The organism is Nonomuraea sp. NPDC004186, from assembly GCF_053603495.1.
Map to the genome: position 1 here is coordinate 35,481 of NZ_JBSGFQ010000013.1, position 22,049 is coordinate 57,529.

Annotated in this window: 16 protein-coding genes and 1 tRNA gene; 11 read left to right on the forward strand and 6 right to left on the reverse strand. The window is 64.9% G+C overall.

The window, feature by feature from the left end:
* Positions 1-12 precede the first annotated feature (12 nt).
* From gyrA to ACWEPL_RS13350, 4 genes are all read left to right on the forward strand, one after another.
* Positions 13-2,511 carry a DNA gyrase subunit A gene (gyrA, locus tag ACWEPL_RS13335; protein ID WP_363978772.1) on the forward strand — a complete coding sequence of 833 codons (2,499 nt, stop codon included), beginning with the start codon at positions 13-15 and terminating at the stop codon, positions 2,509-2,511.
* A 3-nt stretch (positions 2,512-2,514) separates the two neighbouring features.
* Positions 2,515-3,282 carry a DUF3566 domain-containing protein gene (locus tag ACWEPL_RS13340; protein WP_452436218.1) on the forward strand — a complete coding sequence of 256 codons (768 nt, stop codon included), beginning with the start codon at positions 2,515-2,517 and terminating at the stop codon, positions 3,280-3,282.
* A gap of 127 nt (positions 3,283-3,409) precedes the next feature.
* A tRNA-Ile gene (locus tag ACWEPL_RS13345) sits at positions 3,410-3,483 on the forward strand.
* Positions 3,484-5,161: 1,678 nt separating this feature from the next.
* Positions 5,162-5,866 (forward strand): helix-turn-helix domain-containing protein, encoded by a 705-nt coding sequence (locus tag ACWEPL_RS13350; RefSeq protein ID WP_452436219.1) that lies wholly within the window; start codon positions 5,162-5,164, stop codon positions 5,864-5,866.
* A gap of 139 nt (positions 5,867-6,005) precedes the next feature.
* On the opposite strand, the gene ACWEPL_RS13355 is transcribed toward ACWEPL_RS13350, so the two are convergent.
* Together ACWEPL_RS13355 and ACWEPL_RS13360 are read right to left on the reverse strand one after the other, a co-directional pair.
* Entirely contained in the window at positions 6,006-6,230 is a 225-nt protein-coding gene (locus ACWEPL_RS13355) for a helix-turn-helix domain-containing protein (protein ID WP_452436220.1), read from the reverse strand.
* Positions 6,227-6,916 (reverse strand): XF1762 family protein, encoded by a 690-nt coding sequence (locus ACWEPL_RS13360; protein WP_452436221.1) that lies wholly within the window; start codon positions 6,914-6,916, stop codon positions 6,227-6,229. The genes ACWEPL_RS13355 and ACWEPL_RS13360 overlap by 4 nt, the downstream gene beginning before the upstream one ends.
* Positions 6,917-7,284: 368 nt before the next feature.
* On the opposite strand from ACWEPL_RS13360, the gene ACWEPL_RS13365 reads away from it, so the two are divergent.
* The 7 genes from ACWEPL_RS13365 (at position 7,285) to ACWEPL_RS13395 (ending at position 17,354) form a co-directional block, all read left to right on the forward strand.
* Complete coding sequence (locus ACWEPL_RS13365) at positions 7,285-8,505, forward strand: hypothetical protein (RefSeq protein WP_452436222.1); 1,221 nt, start codon at positions 7,285-7,287, stop codon at positions 8,503-8,505.
* Positions 8,506-8,666: 161 nt separating this feature from the next.
* A complete protein-coding gene (locus ACWEPL_RS13370; protein ID WP_452436223.1) occupies positions 8,667-10,121 on the forward strand; it encodes a conjugal transfer protein TrbL family protein in 1,455 nt (484 codons plus the stop codon).
* Positions 10,118-11,059, forward strand: coding sequence for a PrgI family protein (locus ACWEPL_RS13375; protein WP_452436224.1), 942 nt, complete (start codon positions 10,118-10,120; stop codon positions 11,057-11,059). The genes ACWEPL_RS13370 and ACWEPL_RS13375 overlap by 4 nt, the downstream gene beginning before the upstream one ends.
* 62 nt (positions 11,060-11,121) lie before the next feature.
* Positions 11,122-12,798 carry a VirB4 family type IV secretion system protein gene (locus tag ACWEPL_RS13380; protein ID WP_452436333.1) on the forward strand — a complete coding sequence of 559 codons (1,677 nt, stop codon included), beginning with the start codon at positions 11,122-11,124 and terminating at the stop codon, positions 12,796-12,798.
* The gene (locus tag ACWEPL_RS13385; protein ID WP_452436225.1) at positions 12,795-15,155 is read left to right on the forward strand and encodes a type IV secretory system conjugative DNA transfer family protein; all 2,361 of its coding nucleotides are present in this window, start codon (positions 12,795-12,797) and stop codon (positions 15,153-15,155) included. The genes ACWEPL_RS13380 and ACWEPL_RS13385 overlap by 4 nt, the downstream gene beginning before the upstream one ends.
* A gap of 40 nt (positions 15,156-15,195) precedes the next feature.
* Positions 15,196-16,062, forward strand: coding sequence for a replication-relaxation family protein (locus ACWEPL_RS13390; RefSeq protein ID WP_452436226.1), 867 nt, complete (start codon positions 15,196-15,198; stop codon positions 16,060-16,062).
* On the forward strand, positions 16,059-17,354 hold the full coding sequence (locus tag ACWEPL_RS13395; protein WP_452436227.1) for a C40 family peptidase: 1,296 nt from the start codon (positions 16,059-16,061) through the stop codon (positions 17,352-17,354). The genes ACWEPL_RS13390 and ACWEPL_RS13395 overlap by 4 nt, the downstream gene beginning before the upstream one ends.
* A 275-nt stretch (positions 17,355-17,629) precedes the next feature.
* Here the strand turns inward: ACWEPL_RS13395 and ACWEPL_RS13400 are convergent, their stop codons facing one another.
* The 4 genes from ACWEPL_RS13400 to ACWEPL_RS13415 all read right to left on the reverse strand — a co-directional run bounded on the left by ACWEPL_RS13400 (position 17,630) and on the right by ACWEPL_RS13415 (position 22,044).
* Positions 17,630-19,585 (reverse strand): DUF3732 domain-containing protein, encoded by a 1,956-nt coding sequence (locus tag ACWEPL_RS13400; protein WP_452436228.1) that lies wholly within the window; start codon positions 19,583-19,585, stop codon positions 17,630-17,632.
* Positions 19,582-20,073, reverse strand: a complete 492-nt coding sequence (locus ACWEPL_RS13405) for a three component ABC system middle component (protein ID WP_452436229.1) — start codon at positions 20,071-20,073, stop codon at positions 19,582-19,584. Before ACWEPL_RS13405 ends, ACWEPL_RS13400 begins: the two co-directional genes overlap by 4 nt.
* The gene (locus ACWEPL_RS13410; protein WP_452436230.1) at positions 20,073-21,278 is read right to left on the reverse strand and encodes an ABC-three component system protein; all 1,206 of its coding nucleotides are present in this window, start codon (positions 21,276-21,278) and stop codon (positions 20,073-20,075) included. Before ACWEPL_RS13410 ends, ACWEPL_RS13405 begins: the two co-directional genes overlap by 1 nt.
* 274 nt (positions 21,279-21,552) lie before the next feature.
* Positions 21,553-22,044 carry a hypothetical protein gene (locus ACWEPL_RS13415; RefSeq protein ID WP_452436231.1) on the reverse strand — a complete coding sequence of 164 codons (492 nt, stop codon included), beginning with the start codon at positions 22,042-22,044 and terminating at the stop codon, positions 21,553-21,555.
* Between the last annotated feature and the right edge of the window lie 5 nt (positions 22,045-22,049).

Genomic DNA, 22,049 nt, shown 5'->3' on the forward strand with positions numbered 1-22,049 from the left:
GGATCATCACCTGTGACGGACGTGAACACCACTCCCCCGGCTGAGCGCATCGAGCCTGTGGACATCCAGTCCGAGATGCAGCGCAGTTACATGGACTACGCGATGTCGGTCATCGTGTCCAGGGCGCTGCCGGACGTCCGCGACGGTCTCAAGCCCGTGCACCGGCGAGTGCTCTACGCGATGTACGACGGTGGCTACCGTCCCGACCGCGGCTACTTCAAGTGCGCCCGCGTCGTCGGTGACGTGATGGGCACCTACCATCCCCACGGCGACACCTCGATCTACGACGCGCTGGTACGACTGGCGCAGCCGTGGTCGCTGCGATACCCGCTGGTCGACGGGCAGGGCAACTTCGGCTCGCCGGGCAACGACCCGGCGGCGGCGATGCGCTACACCGAGTGCAAGCTCGCGCCCATCGCCATGGAGATGCTGCGCGACATCGACAAGGACACCGTCGACTTCCGCCCCAACTACGACGGCAAGTCGCAGGAGCCCGACGTCCTGCCGGCGCGCTTCCCGCAGCTGCTGGTCAACGGCTCGGGCGGCATCGCCGTCGGCATGGCCACCAACATCCCGCCGCACAACCTGCGCGAGGTCGCCTCGGCGGTCAAGTGGGCCCTGGAGAATCCCGAGGCCGGCGACGAGGAGCTGCTCGAAGCGTCGATCAGGCTGGTCAAGGGGCCCGACTTCCCCACCAAGGCGCTGATCGTCGGGCGGCGGGGCATCGAGGACGCCTACCGCACCGGGCGCGGCTCGATCACCATGCGGGCCGTGGTCGAGGTCGAGGAGGACAAGGGGCGGCAGGCGCTCGTCGTCACGGAGCTGCCGTACCAGGTCAACCCCGACAACCTCGCCCTCAAGATCGCCGAGCTGGTGCGCGAGGGCAAGCTGACCGGCATCGCCGACGTACGCGACGAGAGCTCTTCTCGGGTCGGGCAGCGCCTGGTGATCGTGCTCAAGCGCGACGCGGTCGCCAAGGTCGTGCTCAACAACCTGTACAAGCACACCCAGCTCCAGGACACCTTCGGCGCCAACATGCTGGCCCTGGTCGACGGGGTGCCGCGCACGCTGCGGCTCGACCAGTTCATCCGGCACTACGTCGCGCACCAGATCGAGGTCATCGTCCGCCGGACGCGCTACCTCCTGCGCAAGGCCGAGGAGCGCGCCCACATCCTGCGCGGCCTCCTGAAGGCCCTTGAGCGGCTCGACGACGTCATCGCCCTCATCCGGGCCTCGGAGTCCGCCTCGCACGCCCAGCAGGGCCTCATGGCGCTGCTGGAGATCGACGAGGTGCAGGCGCAGGCCATCCTCGACATGCAGCTGCGCAAGCTGGCCGCCCTGGAGCGGCAGGCCATCCAGGACGAGTACGACTCCCTGATGACGCAGATCGCCGAGTACAACGCGATCCTGGCCAGCGAGGCCCGTCAGCGGGAGATCATCAACGAGGAGCTCGCCGAGATCGTCGGCCGCTACGGCGACGACCGGCAGACCGAGATCATCGCCTACGACGGCGACATGTCGATCGAGGACCTCATCGCCGAGGACGAGATCGTCGTCACGATCACCCGGGGCGGCTACGCCAAGCGCACGCGTACCGACCTCTACCGGGCGCAGAAGCGCGGCGGCAAGGGCGTGCGCGGCGCCCAGCTGCGCCAGGACGACATCGTCGACCACTTCTTCGTCACCACGACGCATCACTGGTTGCTGTTCTTCACGAACAAGGGGCGGGTGTACCGGGTCAAGGCGTACGAGCTGCCCGACGCCGGACGTGACGCGCGTGGCATGCATCTCGCGAACCTTTTGGCGATGCAGCCCGACGAAACAGTTATGGAGGTTCTCGACCTACGCGACTACGACGTCGCCCCCTACCTCGTGCTCGCCACCCGCAGCGGGCTGGTCAAGAAGACCCGCCTGTCCGAGTACGACTCCCCCAGGTCCGGTGGCCTGATCGCGATCAACCTGCGGGATGACGACGAGGTCATCGGAGCCCGCCTGGTCTCCGAGGAGGACGACCTGCTGCTGGTCTCCAAGGGAGCCCAGTCGATCAGGTTCACGGCTTCCGACGAGGCGCTGCGGCCCATGGGCCGCGCGACCAGCGGTGTGATCGGCATGAGGTTCCTCGACGGTGACGAACTTCTCGCCATGAATCGACTCGCCGACGGTCAAGATGTGCTTATCGCCACGGAGGGTGGGTACGCAAAACGGACGCCAGTGGAGCAGTATCCAGTTCAAGGACGTGGCGGTAGGGGCGTGCTTACTGCGAAAATCGTGTCTTCCCGTGGCAAGCTGGTCGGTGCCGTCATGGTCAACCCAGAGGACGAGGTCTTCGCGATCACGTTCGCCGGCGGGGTGATCCGGACGAGTGCCGGTGAGATCAAGCAGTCCGGCCGCCAGACCATGGGAGTGCGATTGATGAATCTCGCCGAAGGAGACAGCGTGGTGGCCCTCGCCCGGAACGCGGAGTCGATGGAGACTTCGGTGGAAACTGAGGAAGACGGGGGAGGAGAGTAGTTCATGAGCGCCCAGGGTGGCTCCGCCAGGACAAAGGCGGCTTCGGGTAACGGACAACAGCCGAAGAAGCCCAACGAAACCGAGATCTTCGGCGCGGTCGACGACGGCAAGGACACGTCGCCCGCGCAGGGCAAGCCAGGTCCGCCCAAGGAGGAGTCGCGGTCGACGGCCCCCGCGCCGTCACCCATGCCCACCCCGTCCGCCCCCGGCCCCGGTCCCGGTCCCGGTCCCGGCGGTCCTGGCCCCGGTCCGGGTTCCGGTCCTGGTTCCGGCCCGCAGCCTCCGGAGGGCAACGACACGGTCCGCGTCCGTCCGTCGCTCGCCACCGAGGCCCCGCCCGCTCTCGAGCTGCCCAACAAGAAGAAGTCGTCGAACTCCTCGGGGTCCCGGCTCCCCCGCAAGGCCCACCTGGTCCTGCGCCGTGTCGAGCCGTGGTCCGCCATGAAGTTCAGCTTCGTGGTGTCCCTGGTCTGCTTCGTGGTGCTGTTCGTGGCGGTGGCCGTCCTGTACGGCGTGCTGTCGGCCCTGGGTGTGTTCGACTCGCTGGTCGACCTGGTCAACCAGCTCGGCCAGGGGGAGCAGGGGCAGAGCTCCATCCCCATCAACATCGCCTCCTGGTTCGAGCCGGTGCGCATCCTCGGCTACACGGCACTGATCGGCGCCGTGAACGTCGTACTGATCACCGCACTCTCCACGTTGGGGGCGGTCATCTACAACATCGCCTCTGACCTGGTCGGAGGCGTCGAGGTGACCTTCAGCGAGGCTGAGTAGTCGTGGCGCTCGCGCCGGCCCCGTGGGCGGGGACGGCGCGAGCAGCACGCTGGAGGCGGTAAGCTTTTCCTCGTCCGAACAACCGGTTCGCCTCCGTCCTGCGGATGCGATAACGTTCGATGTGCGCGGGGCTATAGCTCAGACGGTTAGAGCGCTTCCCTGATAAGGAAGAGGTCCCAGGTTCAAGTCCTGGTAGCCCCACAGAGTTTCACCAGCTCAGAGGCTAGATTCCAATATTGTGGATCTAGCCTCTTGATCATTTGCCATCAATTTGCCACCAAGATCGTCTGTCATCAGGTGACAGAGATCAGTCCACATCGACAGCAGGCAGACCTTCGAACGGTGCCGACTGAGATCGAGTTGAACGTCGAGATGCACCTTGCTCGTGCTGTGCACCCGGATTTGACCAGCCCGTGGGCCGGCGTACCGTTTCGCGTGCGTAGCCGAGTACGCCTCACGAATGCCGTCACTGATCTTGTGTGTCGTGGCAACCCAACATACGGGCCGCGTAGGAAGAAGGATGGTCCGAGGTACCCCAATAGCACCTCTTCGACTGAGGACCGCTCTGCGGACGGCTGATGAGGAGTGCTGTGGTCAGGGTGCTCGGACTGTGAGTAGGAAGACCTTGGTCGCGACTGCCGCCAAGCGGTGGGGCCTGCGGTGAGGCTGCGCGTTTCTCGGTGAGCCGCTGACGGTCTCAGGTCGAGAGTTCTCCTACCTGATCCTCATTAAGAGTCCGGCCCGCCCGGGATGTGCCGAGGCGGGCCGTACTCCGTTGTGCGGTTACCTATTCGGCAAGCTCAACCAACCCTCTGACGGACAGCTTTAGCGGCCTCGGAGGGGTAGATCGTCTCAAGCGGTGCGCTGGAGAACTCGCCTATGGAGTTCTCGCTGCTCGCAGAATCGCTGGACGTGCACCAGACGTCCTCGCTCCACTCGTCATAAAAGAGCCCGCAGATAGCACAGGCCGACGTGGCCGCAAGCTCAGGCGGCCAGTCGTGCTGGTTCCGGACCATGGTCATCCTGTTGGGGGAATTATCCGCGCCGGGACCTCAGGCAATAGCTGAGAACCTGGAGATAGGACCGGCTGGCGCCGCTGTCGGCGTCAGCCGGACAGGCGTCGCGAGACGGCGATCACAAGGGGCCCGTTCTGGGTGATGCGCACTCTCACGACGGATAATTTGATCAGGAACACCATCGGTGACGCGTCGACCGTCCTGGGCGTTGACAGCCCACAACAAGTCCATATCGACGTCTAGCTTGTCACCGATCCGCTGGACGAGTGGCTATGGCCCGCAGATATAGTTCACCCTGGATCCCTTCTCCGAGTCGCATCGAAACCGACCCCGCAGATATGCGGGCGTGGAGGGGGACATCGGCCTGGCTGGGTCCGAGAGGTTGCAGCTCTCGCGCGACCCGCTGGGCCGTCCCCCTTTTGGGGCACATCTCGCCTCATGACCAAAGTTCATCTCTTGGCCATTTGGTAGATCTCGGGCTAGCTTACACCGCTTGGCGACCCTCGGGTGCAGGCCAACTTCCGCGCACGCAACCAATGCTGGGTATCGAGTTGCGCCGAATAATCCTCTAGGTGGTATCCAGGCGCTCGCCCGTATGCACACATCCTCGCATGTAAACATGCATATCTAATGGTTCTCGTCAAGGACTTTGGTCGGTGTGTCGCCTCAGCAGTCGGAGGAGGGCCCCTGGTTCGGTGTCCACCTGCCGAACACCTGCGGAATGAGCCGTATGTTGATCAATTGCGTATGCACATGTGCGATGACTATGGTGCAGTTGCGTACGACGATAGAGATGTGGGAGTCGATCAGTGAGTTCCAGTAGCACTAGCGAAGAGACTTCCTTCTCCTCATGGCTAACGCAGATGGCACGAGCCATGGGCTATCCAACTGACGCGTCCCTGGCGGAAGCTCTTGAGATCAGTCCTTCCACGATCCTGAGGTGGAGGCGAGGCAGTCGGCCCTCGGTCGAACATCTTGCGAGGCTGAGCAATACCCTCGGTGTACGCCTGGAAGGGCTCTTGGCGTTGGCGGGACACGTTAGCCCCAGTGTGTTTGACGCCAAGGCGGACCTACCGGAACCACCGTCTCCCATCACTGAGACAGTCCGTCGCATCACAGACTCACCTCTGAGCGACGCGTCCAAAGATGCGCTCATCAAGTACTGGAATGAGCGCCTCACCGAAGAGCGGGCTCTGGTCTACGAGTTGATCCGGATCCTGGCTGGCGCCGAGCGAGGCGAAGTTGACGTGGTTGATGATCTAGCGGCGGTCCTCCGCCTGGCCGCCCAACCAGAGCTGTCCTCTCATCTGGTGGAGTTGCTCAGACGCGTTACAGGAGTCCTCCACAGGCCCAAGCCTAGGAGTCGTCCGCGCCGCGCAGCCGAGAACGAGGTGCGATTCGCCCTCCGGCCTACGTCGGCAGGCCGCGTTCGGTTTGAAGTCATCAACCCTGATGGGAGCGTCGCCGCATCCGGCGACGAGTTCGATACCTCAGAGGATGCCGCCCGACAACTTGAACGCCATCTCGGCGTCGAACTCGACGACATTCAGCTGCTCGGGGAGGCGTAGAGCACAGATGCTTCACGTGGGGCAGTGACCATGATGACCACGATCAGCTCCGATACGAACGCTTCAGCGACAAGAAGGCACAATCTACGCCTTGATGGGCTCTGGCGATCTGCAGGCCGCCAGGGCCCATCCGAGGTGATCAACGAGTGGGCGTCTCTTCGGAGGACGAACCCCTGAGCAACTGGAGTAGATCCCCTGTAGATACCCGGTAGAGGTCTCCGATCCGAATGACGTGAACCGGGAACTCGCCCCTCTTGGCGAGGCTATAGGCGGTTGTGCGGCCGATGCCGAGTACCTGGGCCGCAGTCATTAGGTCCAAGGTAGGTGGCAGGTCCGGTAGATCGCGGAGCGTGATCCTCTTCATGAGGCCCTATCTCCCTTGGCCCTTCCCCGCGTTCCTGCGCTGATCTCCCACATGATGCGCACAATGTCGTCGGCACCGGGGGAGGCCAGGGGGCGGCCGAGGGTGTTCCACCCCCTGCAGGCGGATGGGGCGACGCGGCGGAGGCCGGCCGCCTGCAAGCTGGTGCCGGGTTCCCCAGCGCGGGTGTAGATGATCAGACGGCGGTAACCCATCGCCTTGGCGGCTCTCCAGGCCGCGGCCAGGAGGGCTGAGCAGGCGTTGGGGGTACCGTCCGTCGCCAGACGAGTGATCTCGATCGTGAAACCGTCATTGAAGACATGTGCTGTTGGCCGTCCGGCGGTGACGACGCCCACAGGCGTGCCGTCTTCGGTGTTGACGCCGAGGACGAACTTGGCGCTTCTGGGGGGCAAGAGATAGCGGTGTGACCAGGCGATGAATGCGCGGGCAGTGCGCAGGGCTACCGGCACGATGATCAGGCGGCTTGGGGCGTCGGCGCTGCTGCTTGCAGCAGAGTGCGGCAGCCATGGTCCGCCGGCGCCGAGGTCCTTGTGCTGCGGGGCTTGTTTGGGAGCTGCGGGTGAATTCAGTTGCTTTGTCGGGCTGTCGCCATCGTTGAGCGCGGATCTTGCCGAGCTCGGAAAAGTCGCTGCGACAGCGGTGGGTGTGTCGGTGATGAACTTGGTCATCGCCAGTTGGGGCGGGCCTCAGATCCGCAGCGTTGCCCTGAAGGGGTAACGCTCCCCTCACTCCAACAACTGCCTCTGGCGACATGCCTGCGGAGCTCTGGCAGGCCTTCGTTCGGCAATGTGACCTTGGGCGTCATGCTCAGAGGCCGGGCCGCCAAGATCACTTCTACGGCGTGGCGTGCTCTGTGCCCTCGTACAGCCTTTGGCGGCTCTCTGGCGACTCATACCCGGAAGCTAACCCGTGCCTCGGCGGCCAACGTTCCGTAGTTGTGGCGTAAATCCCCCACCTCTGGCCGCCCGAGCCTGGCCAGAGGTGCCCCATACACCGGGTTGCGAGACCGAAATTCCTCTCGCAGTGGAGCAACCCGATGAGTACCGATCTTCGTGAGACGCCCCTCAAGGACCGCTCACCGCTCGATGTCGTCGAGCACGTCTTTCAACTTTTCGCAAGCGTTCCCGGCGGCCTGACGCTCGAAGGTGCGAAGCTCTCGCACGAGCTTCCTCGACGCCAGATCCCGCTGACGGAGCTTCGTGACCTTCTGGCCTCGCGCATGCTGTGCAACGCCACCCGCGACGTCGTCTGGCGAGAGCTCGTCATCCGGGCTCGCAGGGACGGCCCGAAGTGGCTGGCGGGTGCCGTGGGAACGGCTGTGCCCGCACTGCGGCGTATCTGCGGGCGGCTGTGCCTCTACCCCATCGCCGGCGGTCCCGCGAATATCGACACCGAGGTCCTAGCGGCTTTCATCGCCGCCGTGAGGGACATCGACCTCGATCAGCCCAACATCCTGCCTCGTATGTGCGCGGCTGCTCAGCGAGCCGGTGAGCGAGCCCGGCGAAACGCTGAAACTGAGGCCGCCCAACACATCTCAGAGCACGCACCCAAGGTGCCGGCCGCACCGTGGCAGCATCCGGATCTTGTCCTTGCCGATGCGGTCGGCAAGTGCGTGGTCCATGAGCTGGACGCCGAGCTGCTCGGGCTGACGCCCGAGGCGGTCGAGGAGCGGCGGCAGTGGCGTGAGCAGGTCCTCGCCGATGCCGTTCTGTCCGGAAACGTGGAGCCGACGCCGTCCCTATCGATCACTCCCACCGCTCCCAGAGGGGTGGAGGACACCCCCAAGACTCCCGCGCGGAGCCGGATCACCTCAGATCCGGAATCCATCACCAATGAGCAGAAGGGAGGCCGGGGCAGCCTCATCGGCTCCGCGCGGAACCCCCTTTCCACCCGGCAACGCCGCAGTCGGCGCCGTCTCATTCAGAGCGTGCTGGTCGTGGCAGCGGTTGCCGTCGTCCTTGCCGCTGCGGCATCGGTCGCGCTGGCCGACGCGCCGATAGCCCGACGGGCGGCCGCGGTACCGCAGGATCTCAACACGGTCTTCGACAACCTGCGGAACTGGCTCATCGGCCTACTTGCCGCGCTGGCAACGCTCATGCTCACCATTGGCGGGCTTCGCTACCTGGTGGCAGGCGGAGACCCAGGCGAGGTCCAGAAGGCCAAGGCGGCACTCAAGGCGGCCGCGTTCGGCTACGGGCTGGCCGTCCTGGCGCCGCTGTTCGTCAGCGTACTCAAGCGCATCGTGGGTGGCGGGTGAGCGCCATGACCTCACCCCGAGCAACCAGGACAACGGCTCGCGTCCTGCTCGTTGCCGCTATTGCCGCTATTGCGGCAGCGGCGCTAGCCAGTACCGCCAGCACCGCCTGGGCCACTCCGACGCCCTCGCCCAGCCCGGAGGTTCTGCCATCGCCTCCGCAGGTGAGCATCGGCTTCGGCGACTGGATCATCAAGCAGATCAACGGCTGGTTCGCCAATTTGGTCGCATCGGCTATCAAGCCGCTGCTCGACGCGCTGGCCGAAACCCTGCTGATCACGCCCGACGTCTCCGCCTCCGGCAGGGTCCTCGACCTGTGGAAGGTCACCGCGGCTATGGCGGACTCGGCGTTCGTCCTGCTCGCCACGATCGGCGCGATGACCGCGATGGGGCATCAGAGCGTCCAGACGCGGTACGCGGTCAAGGAGGTACTGCCGCGCCTGGCAATGGCCATCCTGGCGTCCAACACGAGCTTCCTGATCTGCGGAAAGATCATCGAAGTCGGCAATGCCCTGTCCAAGGCACTCCTCGGGCAGGACTTCGACGACAAGCGGGCGGCAGCGCAGATCCGGATGCTCATCTTGCCGCCGAGCGACTTCCAGATCTTCTACACCCTCCTCGCACTCGTCGCGATCATCTTGGTGATCCTGCTGCTGATCAGCTTCGTGATGCGATCCGCACTGGTGCTGCTCCTGGTGGTGGCCGCGCCATTGGCCCTTGCCTGCCACGCGCTGCCCCATACCGACGGGCTGGCCCGGTTCTGGTGGCGAGCCTTCATCGGCCTCCTGGTCATCCAGGTCGCTCAGTCGCTCACGCTGGTCCTCGCCGTCCGGATCTTCTTCAACCAGGACGGACGGTTCCTGCTCGGCCTCGCCCCCACCGGGCAATTGGTCAACCTCGTCCTGGCCCTCTGCCTGCTGATCATCCTGGTCCGGATCCCGTCCTGGATCTCACGACGGATCTTCATCCAGAACTCCAGCTCAACGATCACGCGGATCATCAAGTACGCCGTGCTGTCCAAGCTCACCATGCCGATCCGGAAAGCCATGCATCTCGGCAAGGGAGGCAGCGGCGGTAAGCGCCGGATCGGCAAGGCGGCAACGCGGGCACTGGCAGGGAAGGTCATTGCCGGTACGGTCGGCGGGCCCGCCGGCGCTGCCGCGGCAACCGCGCTCACTGCCGTTTCCGCCGCCCGCGGTTGGCCGGGGCCGGCCAAGCACGCCCCGACCTGGGCGCGGCGTCCCGTACGGGCCTCGAACTGGCAACCCGCACCGATCAAACATGCCCCGGCCGGGCCGGCCATCCAGGGCAGGTATCAGCCCACGCCGAGCCCTAAGCCACCAGTGCCCCCGAACACCCCTGTCTACGGATATCCGCGCACGACCTACTACGCCAACGGCCCGGCAGGACTCGGCCAGATGATGGCGCTGAGGAACCGGAACGTATCCAACCCCAACCAAGCGATCGAGCCGCCGAAGGGGCAGCGCCCCGTTCGGCCGATCGTCCCGCCCAACGCGCCGATGCCCGGCCAGGTGGAATGGCCGGAAAACCGCGGCCGCACCACTCCCACCCCGCCGCTCCGTCGCCCGCGCAAGCCGCGGGGAGGTGGCAGCCAATGAGCTGGGACGAGTCGATCGCCCGGATTCCCGCCGATGTGGAACAGCCGGACAAGATCCTCGGATCGTTCACCGCCCGGCAACTGGCCATCCTGCTCGGCGCCGGTGCCGCGCTCTACGGCGCCTACACGGCAGTCGGGGATCGCGTGCCACTCGTCGTCTGTGCCGCGGTGGCACTGCCCGTGGCAATTGCCGCGATCCTCCTTACCGTCGGGCACCGCGACGGCATCTCCCTCGACCGCTACGTGCTGGCTGCCATCCGGCACCAGCGCTCACCCAAGCACCTGGTCGCATCCCCCAAGGACATCCCCATGCCACCCAACTGGATAGCGGCCAGGCCGCAACGCCTGCCCGCTCCCCTCAAGCTCCCCGCCCGCGGCGTAGCCGGTGATGGCCTGGTCGATCTCGGGCCGGACGGCGTCGCCGCGGTGGCCGAGGTCTCCACCGTCAGCTTCGCCCTACGCACCCCTGATGAGCAGGATGCCCTGGTCGCGGTCTTCGGCCGCTGGCTCAACTCCCTTTCAGGACCCGCTCAGATCCTGGTCCGAGCCGAACGCGTCGACCTGACCGAGACCATCGCGACGCTCCAGGACAACGCCCAGCAACTGCCCCATCCTGCACTCGCCTCCGCCGCGCTCGAACACTCCGCCTTCCTCCATGAGTTGGCCGCTCGCCATGACTTGCTACGCCGCCAGGTCCTACTGATCATTCGCGAGCCCGCCGCCGGCACCAACGGCCGCGACGTAGCCGCCGCGCGAGCTCTACGCCGCTTGGACGAGGCATCCCGAGTGCTCGGCTCCTGCGGGCTCACCGCCAAGCTCCTGAACTCCCGCGCGGTCGCAGCGCTGCTGGCCTCCTGCTTCGACCCCTCAGCCCCTCCTCTGCCCGACGACGACATGGCCCTGCCCGGAGAGGTCATCACGACAGGAGGCACCTGGTGAAGAACCGACGCCCATCGAACGGCTTCGGTCCACAGGCTGTGGAAATCGAAGCGCGACACGTGATGATCGGCGAAGGCCTGTGCGCGACGCTGGCGATCACCGGCTATCCACGCGAGGTCTCCCCCGGCTGGCTGGAGCCGCTGCTCACCTACCCAGGCCGACTCGACGTCTCCCTGCACGTCGAACCCGTCCCATCCCTCGTCGCCGCCGATCGCCTCCGCAAGCAGCTGGCCCGGCTGGAGTCCGGCCTCCGCTCCGACCACGAGCATGGCCGGCTCCTGGACCCGAGCACCGAGGCCGCCGCCGAAGACGCCCAGGAGCTGGCTTCCCGCATCGCCCGCGGCCAGGCCAAGCTCTTCCGCGCCTCGATCTACCTCACCGTGCACGCCACCTCCGCCGACGAGCTGGACGACGCCTGCGCCCAGGTGCGCGCACTGGCCGCCTCCCTGCTTTTGGACGCCCGCCAAGTGACCTTCCGCCAACTGCAGGGCTGGGTCTCCTCACTCCCCCTCGCCTACGACAACCTCGCCATGCGCCGTACGTTCGACACCCCGGCTCTGGCGGCAGCGTTCCCCTTCACCAGCCCCGACCTCACCACAGAGCTCGGCTCTACAGCCGTGCTGTACGGCGCCAACACGGCAAGCGCCTCCCTGGTCGCCTGGGATCGGTTCGCCCAGGACAACCACAACTCCGTCACCCTGGCCCGTTCCGGCAGCGGCAAGAGCTACCTGACCAAGCTCGAGGCGCTCCGCTCGCTGTACGCGGGCATCGAGGTGGCCGTCATCGATCCCGAGGACGAGTACGCCCGCCTCGCCCACGCGGTGGGCGGCGCGTACGTCCACCTCGGCGCGCCCAAGGTTCGCCTCAACCCGTTCGACCTGCCGCCGAAGAACCAACGCGGCGAAGACCCCCTCACCCAGCGGGCGCTGTTCCTACACACACTGATCGCGATCATGCTCGGCGAGCCGCTCGGCAACGCCGGAAAAGCGGCATTGGACCGGGCAATCCTTGCCGCCTACCGGCAAGCAGGCATTACCACTTCCTCTCAGACCTGGAGTCGCCGGCCACCGCTCCTGCGTGACCTTGCCGCGAACCTCACAGAAGACCCAGATCCAAAGGCCAAGGAACTGGCCGCCGGGCTCGCGCCGTACGTCTCCGGCAGCCACCGCCAGCTCTTCGACGGCCCCACGACGACCCGTCCCGACTCCCACCTGATCGTCTTCTCCCTGCGTGACCTGCCCGAGGAGCTCAAAGCGGTCGGCACCCTGCTGACGTTGGACGCGATCTGGCGCCGCATCTCCGACCCCTACAACCGGCGCCCGCGGCTGGTCGTGGTCGACGAGGCCTGGCTGCTGATGAAGATCCCCGAGGGCGCGCAGTTCCTGCTCCGCATGGCCAAGTCCGCTCGCAAGCACTGGGCCGGCCTCTCGGTCGTGACCCAGGACGCCGCCGACCTGCTCGGCTCCGAGCTCGGCCAAGCCATCGTCGCCAACTCCACGACCCAGATCCTGCTCCGCCAGGCACCACAGGCGATCGACAAGGTCGCCGAGGCGTTCCGGCTGTCGGATGGCGAACGGCAGCTCCTCCTGTCTGCGGATAGGGGAACCGGCCTGCTCACAGCCGGGACGGGTGGTCAGCGCTGTCCGCTCCAAGTGATCTCCAGTCCACGAGAGCACGAGCTCGTCACCTCGTCGCCACAGGAGCTGGCCGAACTCGACGACGAGGAGGCCGACCTGTGATCTACGACCTCCTCAAGGACCCTGACGCCGTCCTGGACCAGGCGCTCGGCTGGCTAGCCACCTATGGCTGGCGAATCGTCGCCAGCCTGTTCGCCGTCGAGCTGGTCGCTGTCCTGCTACGCGCCTGTGGCGTCTACCTGCGCCATCACCGCCTCGTACGAGGCGCGCGGTGCATCGAGATCCTCGCACCGCCAGTGGCGAACATGCCAGGCGCCGAAGCGCTCTGGGGCAACCTCGTCGGCTTGCTCCGGCCCTCGTGGAAGCGGCTGCTGTTCGGCCAGCCGCATCTCGCCTTCGAATACACGTTCAGCACGGCGGGCGTGAAGATCGGCCTGTGGGTGCCCGGCTCGATTCCGCAGCACCTTGTCGAGCACGCGATCGAAGCTGCCTGGCCCTCCTCACGTACGGTCATCCACAAGACGGCCCCGCCCGTACCCACCGATGGGTACGCGACCGGCGGCCAGCTCGTCCTGGCCCGAGCCGAGCGACTACCGATCCGGTACGACCACAGCACTGATCCACTGCGCGCGCTCGTCGGCGCAGCGGTTGGGATGCCGGGCTGGCAGCACGCCTGCGTGCAGGTCCTCGCCCGCCCAGCCACCGGCCATCGGCTCGTCAGTGCCTGGGGCGGCGTCTCAGCCCGACTGCTGAGGGCCCTCCTCGACCTCGTCAACCCAGGACCGCGCCACCTGCCTCAGCCTGCCGGCGACCGGGCCAGCCGCCTGGAGGAGGCAGCCGAAGCCCGAGCCATCAGGGAAAAGGCTCACCACTCCCGCTACGAAGTCGCCATCCGCTACGCCGTCCAGGCAGACGAGCCGAAATCTACCGACCCGGCCTCGGCGAAAGTCACCCGTAAGAACGCCATTCACGGGCGCGCCCACGCACTCGCCTCAGCATTCGCCCTCTTCAGCGGACACAACAGGCTGGAACGCCGACGGCTGTTCCTACCCGCGAGCCGTCTCGCCTCGCGCCGGATGAGGCGCGGCTACCTCCTGTCAGTGCCTGAGCTGGCCGCGGTCGCCCACCTCCCCCTCGACGTCTCGGTGCCAGGACTCCAACGAGCAGGCGCGAACACCGTCCCGCCCTCCCCGAAGATCGCCCGCGGCGGAGCGTACGCCAAGATGCTCGGCTTCTCCGACGCCGGCCACGACCGCCCCGTCGCGTTGCGGGTCACCGACTCCTTCCACCACGTCCATGTGATGGGCCCGAACGGCACCGGCAAGTCCACCCTCCTCGCTCAGATGATCCTCTCCGACATCGAGGTAGGCCGCGGCGTAGCGGTCATCGAGGCCAAGGGAGACCTCGTACGGGACCTGCTCGGACTGATCCCGGAGGAGAAAGCCGACAAGGTCGTCCTGATCGACCCGGACGACCGGCACCCGCGACCCTCCCTGAACGTCCTGGGTGGCCCCGACCTGGCCATGGGCGTCGACAACCTGGTCGGCATCTTCCACCAGATCTACGCCGACTACTGGGGACCTCGTACTGACGACATCCTGCGCGGTTGCGCCCTCACCCTCGCCCGCAACAACGGCACCCTCGCCGACATCCCCACCCTGCTGTCGGACCCGGCCTTCCGCCGCCAGCAGACCGCCACGATCGGCGACCCTCTCCTGCGCGGCTTCTGGAGCTGGTACTCCGCCCTGTCAGAGCCAGCTCAGGCCAACGTCACTGCTCCCATCATGAACAAGCTACGGGCTTTCCTCCTACGGCCATTCGTCCGCGACGTGCTCGGCTCCGCCAGCTCAACGTTCGACCTGGGAGAAGTGCTCGATGGCGGGATCCTGCTTGTCCGGCTCCCCAAAGGCGTCCTCGGCGACGACTCCGCCCGTCTGCTCGGCTCGATGCTCCTCGCTCAGGTCTGGCAGGCCGCTTCTCATCGCGCCAAGGTCGGCCACCCACGCAACCCCGCCGCGCTCTACGTCGACGAGTGCCACAACTTCCTCACGCTGCCGCACGCGCTGGCCGACATGCTCGCCGAAGCACGCGCGTACCGGATATCCCTCACCCTCGCTCATCAGCACCTGGCCCAGCTCCCCCGCCAGCTCCGCCAGGCCATCTCATCCGACGCCCGTAACAAGATCTACTTTTCCCTCTCGCCCCAGGACGCCGGCGAGGTGGAGCACCACTTCACGCCTTACCTGAAGGCCCACGACCTGGCCAACCTCGACGCCTTCCAAGCCGCCGCCCGCCTGGTCGCCCAATCGGCCGAAGTGCCGCCGTTCACCCTGCGCACCAGACCCCTCCCCGAACCCTCCCACGACGTCGCCAAGCGCATCCGCGCCGCAGCGGCACAGGCACACGGCTGTACAGCAGCCACCGCCACTCCCAAGCCGGACGCCCGGCGCACCTTCTGAAAGGAGAACCACCCTGTCCACAATCCGCTACACCCCACGCATGCTCGGTGAGCTGGCAATCCGCCTCACCCAGCGCGACCGCACCCTGATCCGCCTGCTCCACGACTTCCGGGTCCTGACCTCGCCCCAGGTCAGTGAGATGTTCTTCGACACCGACGACGCCGCCCGCCGCCGGTTGCTGGCGCTGACCCGCATGGGCATCCTGGAACGCTTCCGCCCCAACCTCCCGCCGGCCATGGGCACAGCGCCCTACCACTACGTCATCGGCGAAACCGCGGCCGCGGTACTAGCCTCCGAGGACGGCGTCGAACTGTCCGACTTCGGCTACCGCCGCGACCGAGTCCTCAGCATCGTCTACAGCCAGAGGCTCGCCCACACTGTCGGCACCAACGGCATCGCCGCCGGCCTGTACGGCTTCGCCCGCCGCCACGCCGACACCAAGCTGAACACCTGGTGGCCAGAACGCCGCTGCGCAGCCGAATGGGGATCCATGGCGCGGCCGGACTCCTACGGCCGCTGGACCGAAGGACCCCACAACATCGAGTTCTTCCTCGAATACGACACCGGCACCGAACCACTGGACCGCGTGGCCCACAAGCTGGACGGCTACGCCAAGCTCACCGAGTCCAGCCGGATCGTCACCCCCGTCCTCTTCTGGGTCCAGGGCGAGCGCCGGGAAGCCAATCTCCGCAAGAAGCTCAAGCACCACCCCGGCAACATGTTCGTCCCCGTTGCCACGGGCCATGCCGCCACGGTCGACGGCTCGGTGGACGACGGGCCCGCGGGCGCTCGCTGGTTGCCCACCGACGTGGACGGTCCGCGCTGCAGGCTGGCGGAGCTCGCCGAACGCTGGCCGGGGATCGGAGCCCAGGCGTCTCTCGAGCCGTCCGAGGAGGCAGCCGAATGATCCTCGAAGCCGGGCTTGCCAAAGCCATCGCCGCAGGAGGCGGGCTGGTCTCCGGCGCCGCCATCATTGCCGGAATGACCGGCGGAGGCCAGTACGCAGCCACCCAAGCCGACCCCGCACAACTCGCCTCAGCTGTCTGCGCCTACACCGGCAAATCCCCAACTCGCAAGACCAGCGCCACCTCCAAGCGGCTCGACCTGACACCGCACCAGGCAGCCAACGCCCGCATCATCGTCAAGACCGCCAACGAACTCGGGCTACCGCGCCGCGCCGCCGTCATAGGCATCGCCACCGCCCTCCAGGAGTCCTCCCTCGACAACAGCACTGTGGGCGATCACGGCCGTGCCTTCGGGATCTTCCAGCAGCACCTGGAGCACGGCTGGGGCACTCGAGCTCAGGTCTCCACCCCTCGCCACGCCACACGGACCTTCTTCGACCGCCTGGCCAAGATCAAGAACTGGCCGGCCAAGCCCCTCACCGCCGTGGCCCAGGCGATCCAACGATCAGCTTTCCCGAACGCCTACGCCAAGCATGAAGCCCGAGCAGAACGCCTCGTCACCGGGCTGACAGGGTCCCCCACCGACCGGAAGACCCGTGCCACGCTGGAGCTGTCTCCCGCGGACACGAAGGCTGTACGCGACAGCATCGAACTGGCGACGTCACTCGGGGTCACCCGAGCCACCGTCGTGGCGGACGTAGAGATGGCCCTCCAAGCCGGTGCCCTCCGTAGTGCACGCAAGTACGTCAAGCCGGGCGCCAGCACTGCCCAACTGGCTGAGAAGATCGTTCGCACCGTTGCCGGCCGACGCTGCAAGGAACTGTCCCGGAAGATCAGTCAAGTCCTGGACCCCCCGACGCTCGCCGCGATCCGCACCTCTGATCGTGGCGCGGTAGCGCTCGCCGCGGCGCTCAAGATGATCGGCGTCCCGTACTCCTGGGGCGGCGGCGGTCCGACGGGACCCAGCTTCGGCATCGACCACGGAGCCGGAACCAAAGGCTTCGACTGCTCGGGGCTGGCCGAGTACGCCTGGGCCAAGGCCGGCGTGAGGATCGGCGGACACACCTCCGTGCAATGGCGCTCGGGCGTCCGAGTACCGCGCTCTGAACTCAAGCCGGGAGACCTGGTCTTTTTCGCCACCAACCCGAGGGACCCGTCCACAATCCACCACGTGGTCATGAACATCGACGGCAAGCGCTACGTGCACGCTCCCACCACTGGCAGCAAGGTTCAGGTGGGGCAATGGACGGCGAGCCGCGAAGCTGAGTTCGCCGGAGCCGTACGCCCGGGATGACCTCGGCGTACGCTAGAGGCGACCGCTCTCACCTTTTGACCAATCGGTATGAGTAGGTCAGCGGAAGGGCTCGCGCCAAGCGCGGGCCCTTCCGCCGTAGGAGTTGGTCCGTCTTCGGCATGGCGGCCATGTCTCGTCCTGCGCGTCCGCGTCGTCCTCCGCGACGGGTTGCTATGTCACCGACTGTCAGCGAGATCGTCAACCGCGGATAGCGACGTACTGACGTATGAGATCACGAGCAGCACTCCACGAAGGGCTTCGGCTTCCCTCATCTTTCAGTCGTCCTCAATCTCTTCCGTGATCCAGTCATGCGGCACAAGCGCCTGACCATTGCTGCGCCTCCATCGCGCTTCGACGGCACTTCGGAAGGGCTCATCGTCCAAGTCGGCATGTTCCATCACGATCACTTGGAGATCCCCTTCAAGCGAGTCGACCGTCCGCTGGATCGTCTTGTAGAGATTAAGCAGGGCGATTCGGTCAGGCCCGGCAAGCACACCGCCATCTGGCGCGTCTTCAGGAAAGTAGACCTGGGATGGCTGATCGAGGATGAGGAGACGGGGCACAGGACCGTTCTGTTCGGAGAACCATTCATGCATGCTGAGCAGAGTGGCGACGTGATATCCAAGCCAATTCTCACCGCCGCCCATATCGGACAGGCGGATCGGTCCCCGGGGTGTGTCTGCAACAACCGTCAGGCCTCGTGGGTCCAAGCGGATCGGAGATTCCTTGTGCTCCAGGTCCAGCGCTACTGCCTTATCTTTGATCTTGGCGTTGATCAGTGAGACGAAGCTGTTCAGTCGGTCGTCGCGCGCGCCGGTGCTGATCTGCTCCTCCAACTCGGCGATCCGCGCATTGATCTCGTCGCGCCGGTCGACGACCTGAGGGACCTGGACTTGGCGTGCGGCAGTCTCCAGGAAAAGGCTGATGCGACCTTGGACCATCGCGGCGCGGCTAAAGGGGTCCGATTGATCTCGAACTGCGCGTTGACCTGCTGTGAGTGTGTCTAGCTGCTCTTGGTTCCGCGCCAGAGCGGCACGCAGTTCCTGCAAGGTGCGCTCTTCAGCAGCGATCTGCTCATTGACGTCGGGAGTGTTGCCGCGAATGACGCTGATGTCAGCCTGAAGACGAGCAAGGTCTTGCGCGATCGCGTCCGCGACCCGTCCCGACTGTGGTGTCTCGCTGTCACAGATAGGGCAGCGTGACGTCTGCTCGTGAACACTTTGGTTCGTGAACATCCCTAAGGTCGCGAGGCGGGTGTGCTGTTCCGTAGCCTGTCCGAGAAAGTCGTTGCTCTCCCGGATCGCCTGCTTGAGATTTGCGATTCGCGCCCGAGTGCGTCCGTACCGCGCCCGGAGATCTCGTCGTTCCTCAACGAGAACGGAGACGGGATCATCTCCATCAGGCGAGACGTTAGTAGGAGGGGTATTCCTCTGAGCGCGGCGAAGGCGGTCAAGAGCTATTTCGTCCGTTATCTCTCCGCTTGCCAAAGGCTCCAATAGGCCAGCTTCCACCGCCTCAGTCAGAAGGGCACGAGCCTGGCCGGATGCAGGTGAGAGGCTGCGGGCTGCTGCCAGTGCAGCCTCCATCGCGGCGAGGTCCTGACGCATCAAGCGTAGGCGGCTCTCGAGCAGCATCTGTTGGGGATCTATGGCACCAAGGAAGTACGGAATCATCGCGCGAATAGTCGCTGGGCGGAACTCCTCGCCCTGTGAGTGGAACAGTAGGTCTTGATTCGCCACTTCATTCTGTTTCTGCAAGCAGAAGAACAGTGCATGTCGTATCGACGGCGGAATGGGCTTATTCACGCGTACAGCCGGAATCCGAACAGTCCGGTCAATGCCTGCGAACTCCGAGAGGACGTCCTTCGCAACATCTAGGGGGGTAGAGAACGTTATCTCGGTGCGCGACAGGGGCGCGGCGCCGACAGCTTGGGAAACGATGCACATCGTGGTCGCTGTGGCGGCTTTGCCCGTCGGCGCCGGACGGGCAACGAAGAGCTGCTGCTGACCTTTCACCAGAGTGATGGCGAAAACTCTCACAAAGTTGCGCAGCGCGGCACCTTTGATGACGTAGTCGTCACTAGCCAGGCAGTAGTCGACGATATTGAGAAGTGCGCTTTTCCCGCGTCTCGAGTCACCGGTTATGATATTGATCACGCCAGGCTTGAAGGGCACGGTACGAATACGACCGTCTCTGTTATATATCGAGATAGCGCTGATCTGGAAGGTCACGGCCGAACCCCTAGCAATGTCATGACGGTACTCAGACTGCCGATGCTGGGAAGCCAGCGTCCGAGCATGTACGACGCTTTCTGGATGGCAACGAACTCGTCGGTGCCTGGACTGATCGCCCTTGGGAGCGTTCCAGGTCTCACGCCAAGGTGCCCATCGTCGGTACAGTGGAGGACTGCTGTCTGCAGGGCCAGAAGAAGTCCAGGCCGGACCACAGCGGCCAAGGATGTGGCGTTTTGGGTCATGGAGATCTTAATATTTTTGTTTTCTTCAAGCCACCGCATCAGACCGCTAGCAATCGTTTTGGGCAGCGTCTGACGTATGGTCGGCTGCAAAGCCATGACAGCAGAGACCACGGCGACGCTGATCGGGCACGGCTGCTCGTACTGGATCTGATGACCTTGCACAGCACGGCCGACGACGAGTGCAGTGAATGCTGGGTTATAAAGCGCACGTTCCTCTCGGCTAAGTTCAATAAAGTCGATCATCAGGATAGGGCTCCCGCTGGGTCCAGGACGTTCATCAGCCGCGCAAGGAAGTCGATGTGCCAGCCGACACGCAGGTCATCAGCAAGGATGTGAAACGATCCCTTGGAGACGAAAGGCTCGTCACAGTCTGGACGAATACGACGTCGCGCCTCCATAGTTGCCCAACGATAGATTGCTTTTGCTGCCTTTACTTTCTCAGCTTCTGTCGCCTCATGGCCGACATCGTCTTGCATCTCAGCGAAGAGTTCCTGCCACTCTTCAATGAGCCTGCGTTCATATTGACCAATCTCTCCAGGGAGGAGAAGGTTATCGTCTGACCAACGGGAGCGCTGCGTGAAGGCACGCATATAGTCGCGAACCGCGATGCCAATGCGAGTGCCACCTAGGTCTATTAATTGCAACTGACGGACGAAAATCATATGCGCATAGTCAGATGGATCAGCTTCGAGTAGTGCAATATCCTCGTCGATCGGCAGGTTCTCTGGGCGAAACTGATTGCGCAAATCCGTAAACACTTGATCGAATTCTGCTCCGGTCACTGCGTCCATCTCGTCCGTGCGCAACTGTCGAATCGTGCGTTGCAAGAACCATCCCTCGAGGCGTTGCAGGAAGGGGCGCGCATACTGGTGTCCGACAGCGAGGACCGCATTCTGTAGTAGAAGGCTTTCCACGGCATCAACGTCGGGCGAGTTTCCAACGATCTGGATGCGGGCGAGCATGCGTCGGCGCTCGTCTTCCGAGAGCTTACCAAAAGCCTCATAGGCCTTTTGGTTGTCCTTGTTCTTGGATTTCGCCATCGCGGCTTCCAGGGCTGTGCGTGCACGCATTTCGTCGCGGACTCCAGAAGCGGCAGATTGAAGGAGAAAACCGGCCGAATCGGTCGGCAGGTCAGCCGTCGTCAAGAGGAAGAGATCCGTCTCTTCGAGGTTGATATGCTGGTTCGTTACAGCATGCGCCCAGATGCGCAGGGTCTTCCAGAGGTCAGTACTGGAGTCCGTCATCTTAACGGCGTCGGCACGGTGCTTGAGCTGATATAGAATTCTGCCGTCTTCGACGACCTTTTCTATGTCGTCCCCAGCCTCAATCGCGATAGACCAGTCAAGCCCTCGTCCATGGCTCTCAACGCATGAATGCAGCGCCTTCCGGAGTTGGTACACGTAGCCGATCGCAGATGCTGATGCTTCGAACAGATCTGCTGGCGCCATGTGTTCTCCAGTGCGACACCGCTCATCGGACTGGCATCGATCCTCGCACGATAGCCGTGTCCCTCATATACCATCTCGGGAACGATCGCGCCATGGGGCCAGACAGACGGCTCTTCAGGGCGGACGCAGCGGCGTCACGCTAACGCGGCCTGCGGGGAGACGTGGCAGGAAGCCCGAAAAGTCGCCCTCACCCCGCGAAGGTCGCGCTGCGACACATGCGGAACAAGCTCAGCCCTAGGCGTGCTGCGATCTGGCTTCGGCGGTGCCTGTCAGTTCACATATCTAGTTTTCGGGGGAAGAATCCCTGAAGGAGCGTGTAGCCCGGCATATGTTCGGCCGGACGCACGCCCACGGTGAACATCTCCGGTTCGTCGAACACTGGCTCTCCGTTCGGGCGGCGTGTGTACGGGACACGTCCGTAGTCGACGCCGTCGCTCTGATCGAAGCTCATCCAGGTGATTGCTTCCTGCTCTCCTTCGCGCAGAGGATGGTTCGAGACAGCTCGGCTGAAGACCGTGTCCGGTGTGATCACCCATACTTGAGGGACGGCGAAGATCCATCGCGTCGCGGCGATCTCTTGAGCTTTGGTGGCCGCGCGATTTTCGAAGTCCGTGGCCGATTGCTGGTCGCGGAGGTAGTCGTAGTCGCTGAGCACGAGTTGGCGTTCGCCCTGGAGCGCGACGATGGCGGGGCAGTCGCGTGCGAGGATGCTCTTCTCCAGCCGGCCGACCACGTCGAAGAGCAACTCAGCCGTCTCGTCGTTCATCGCGT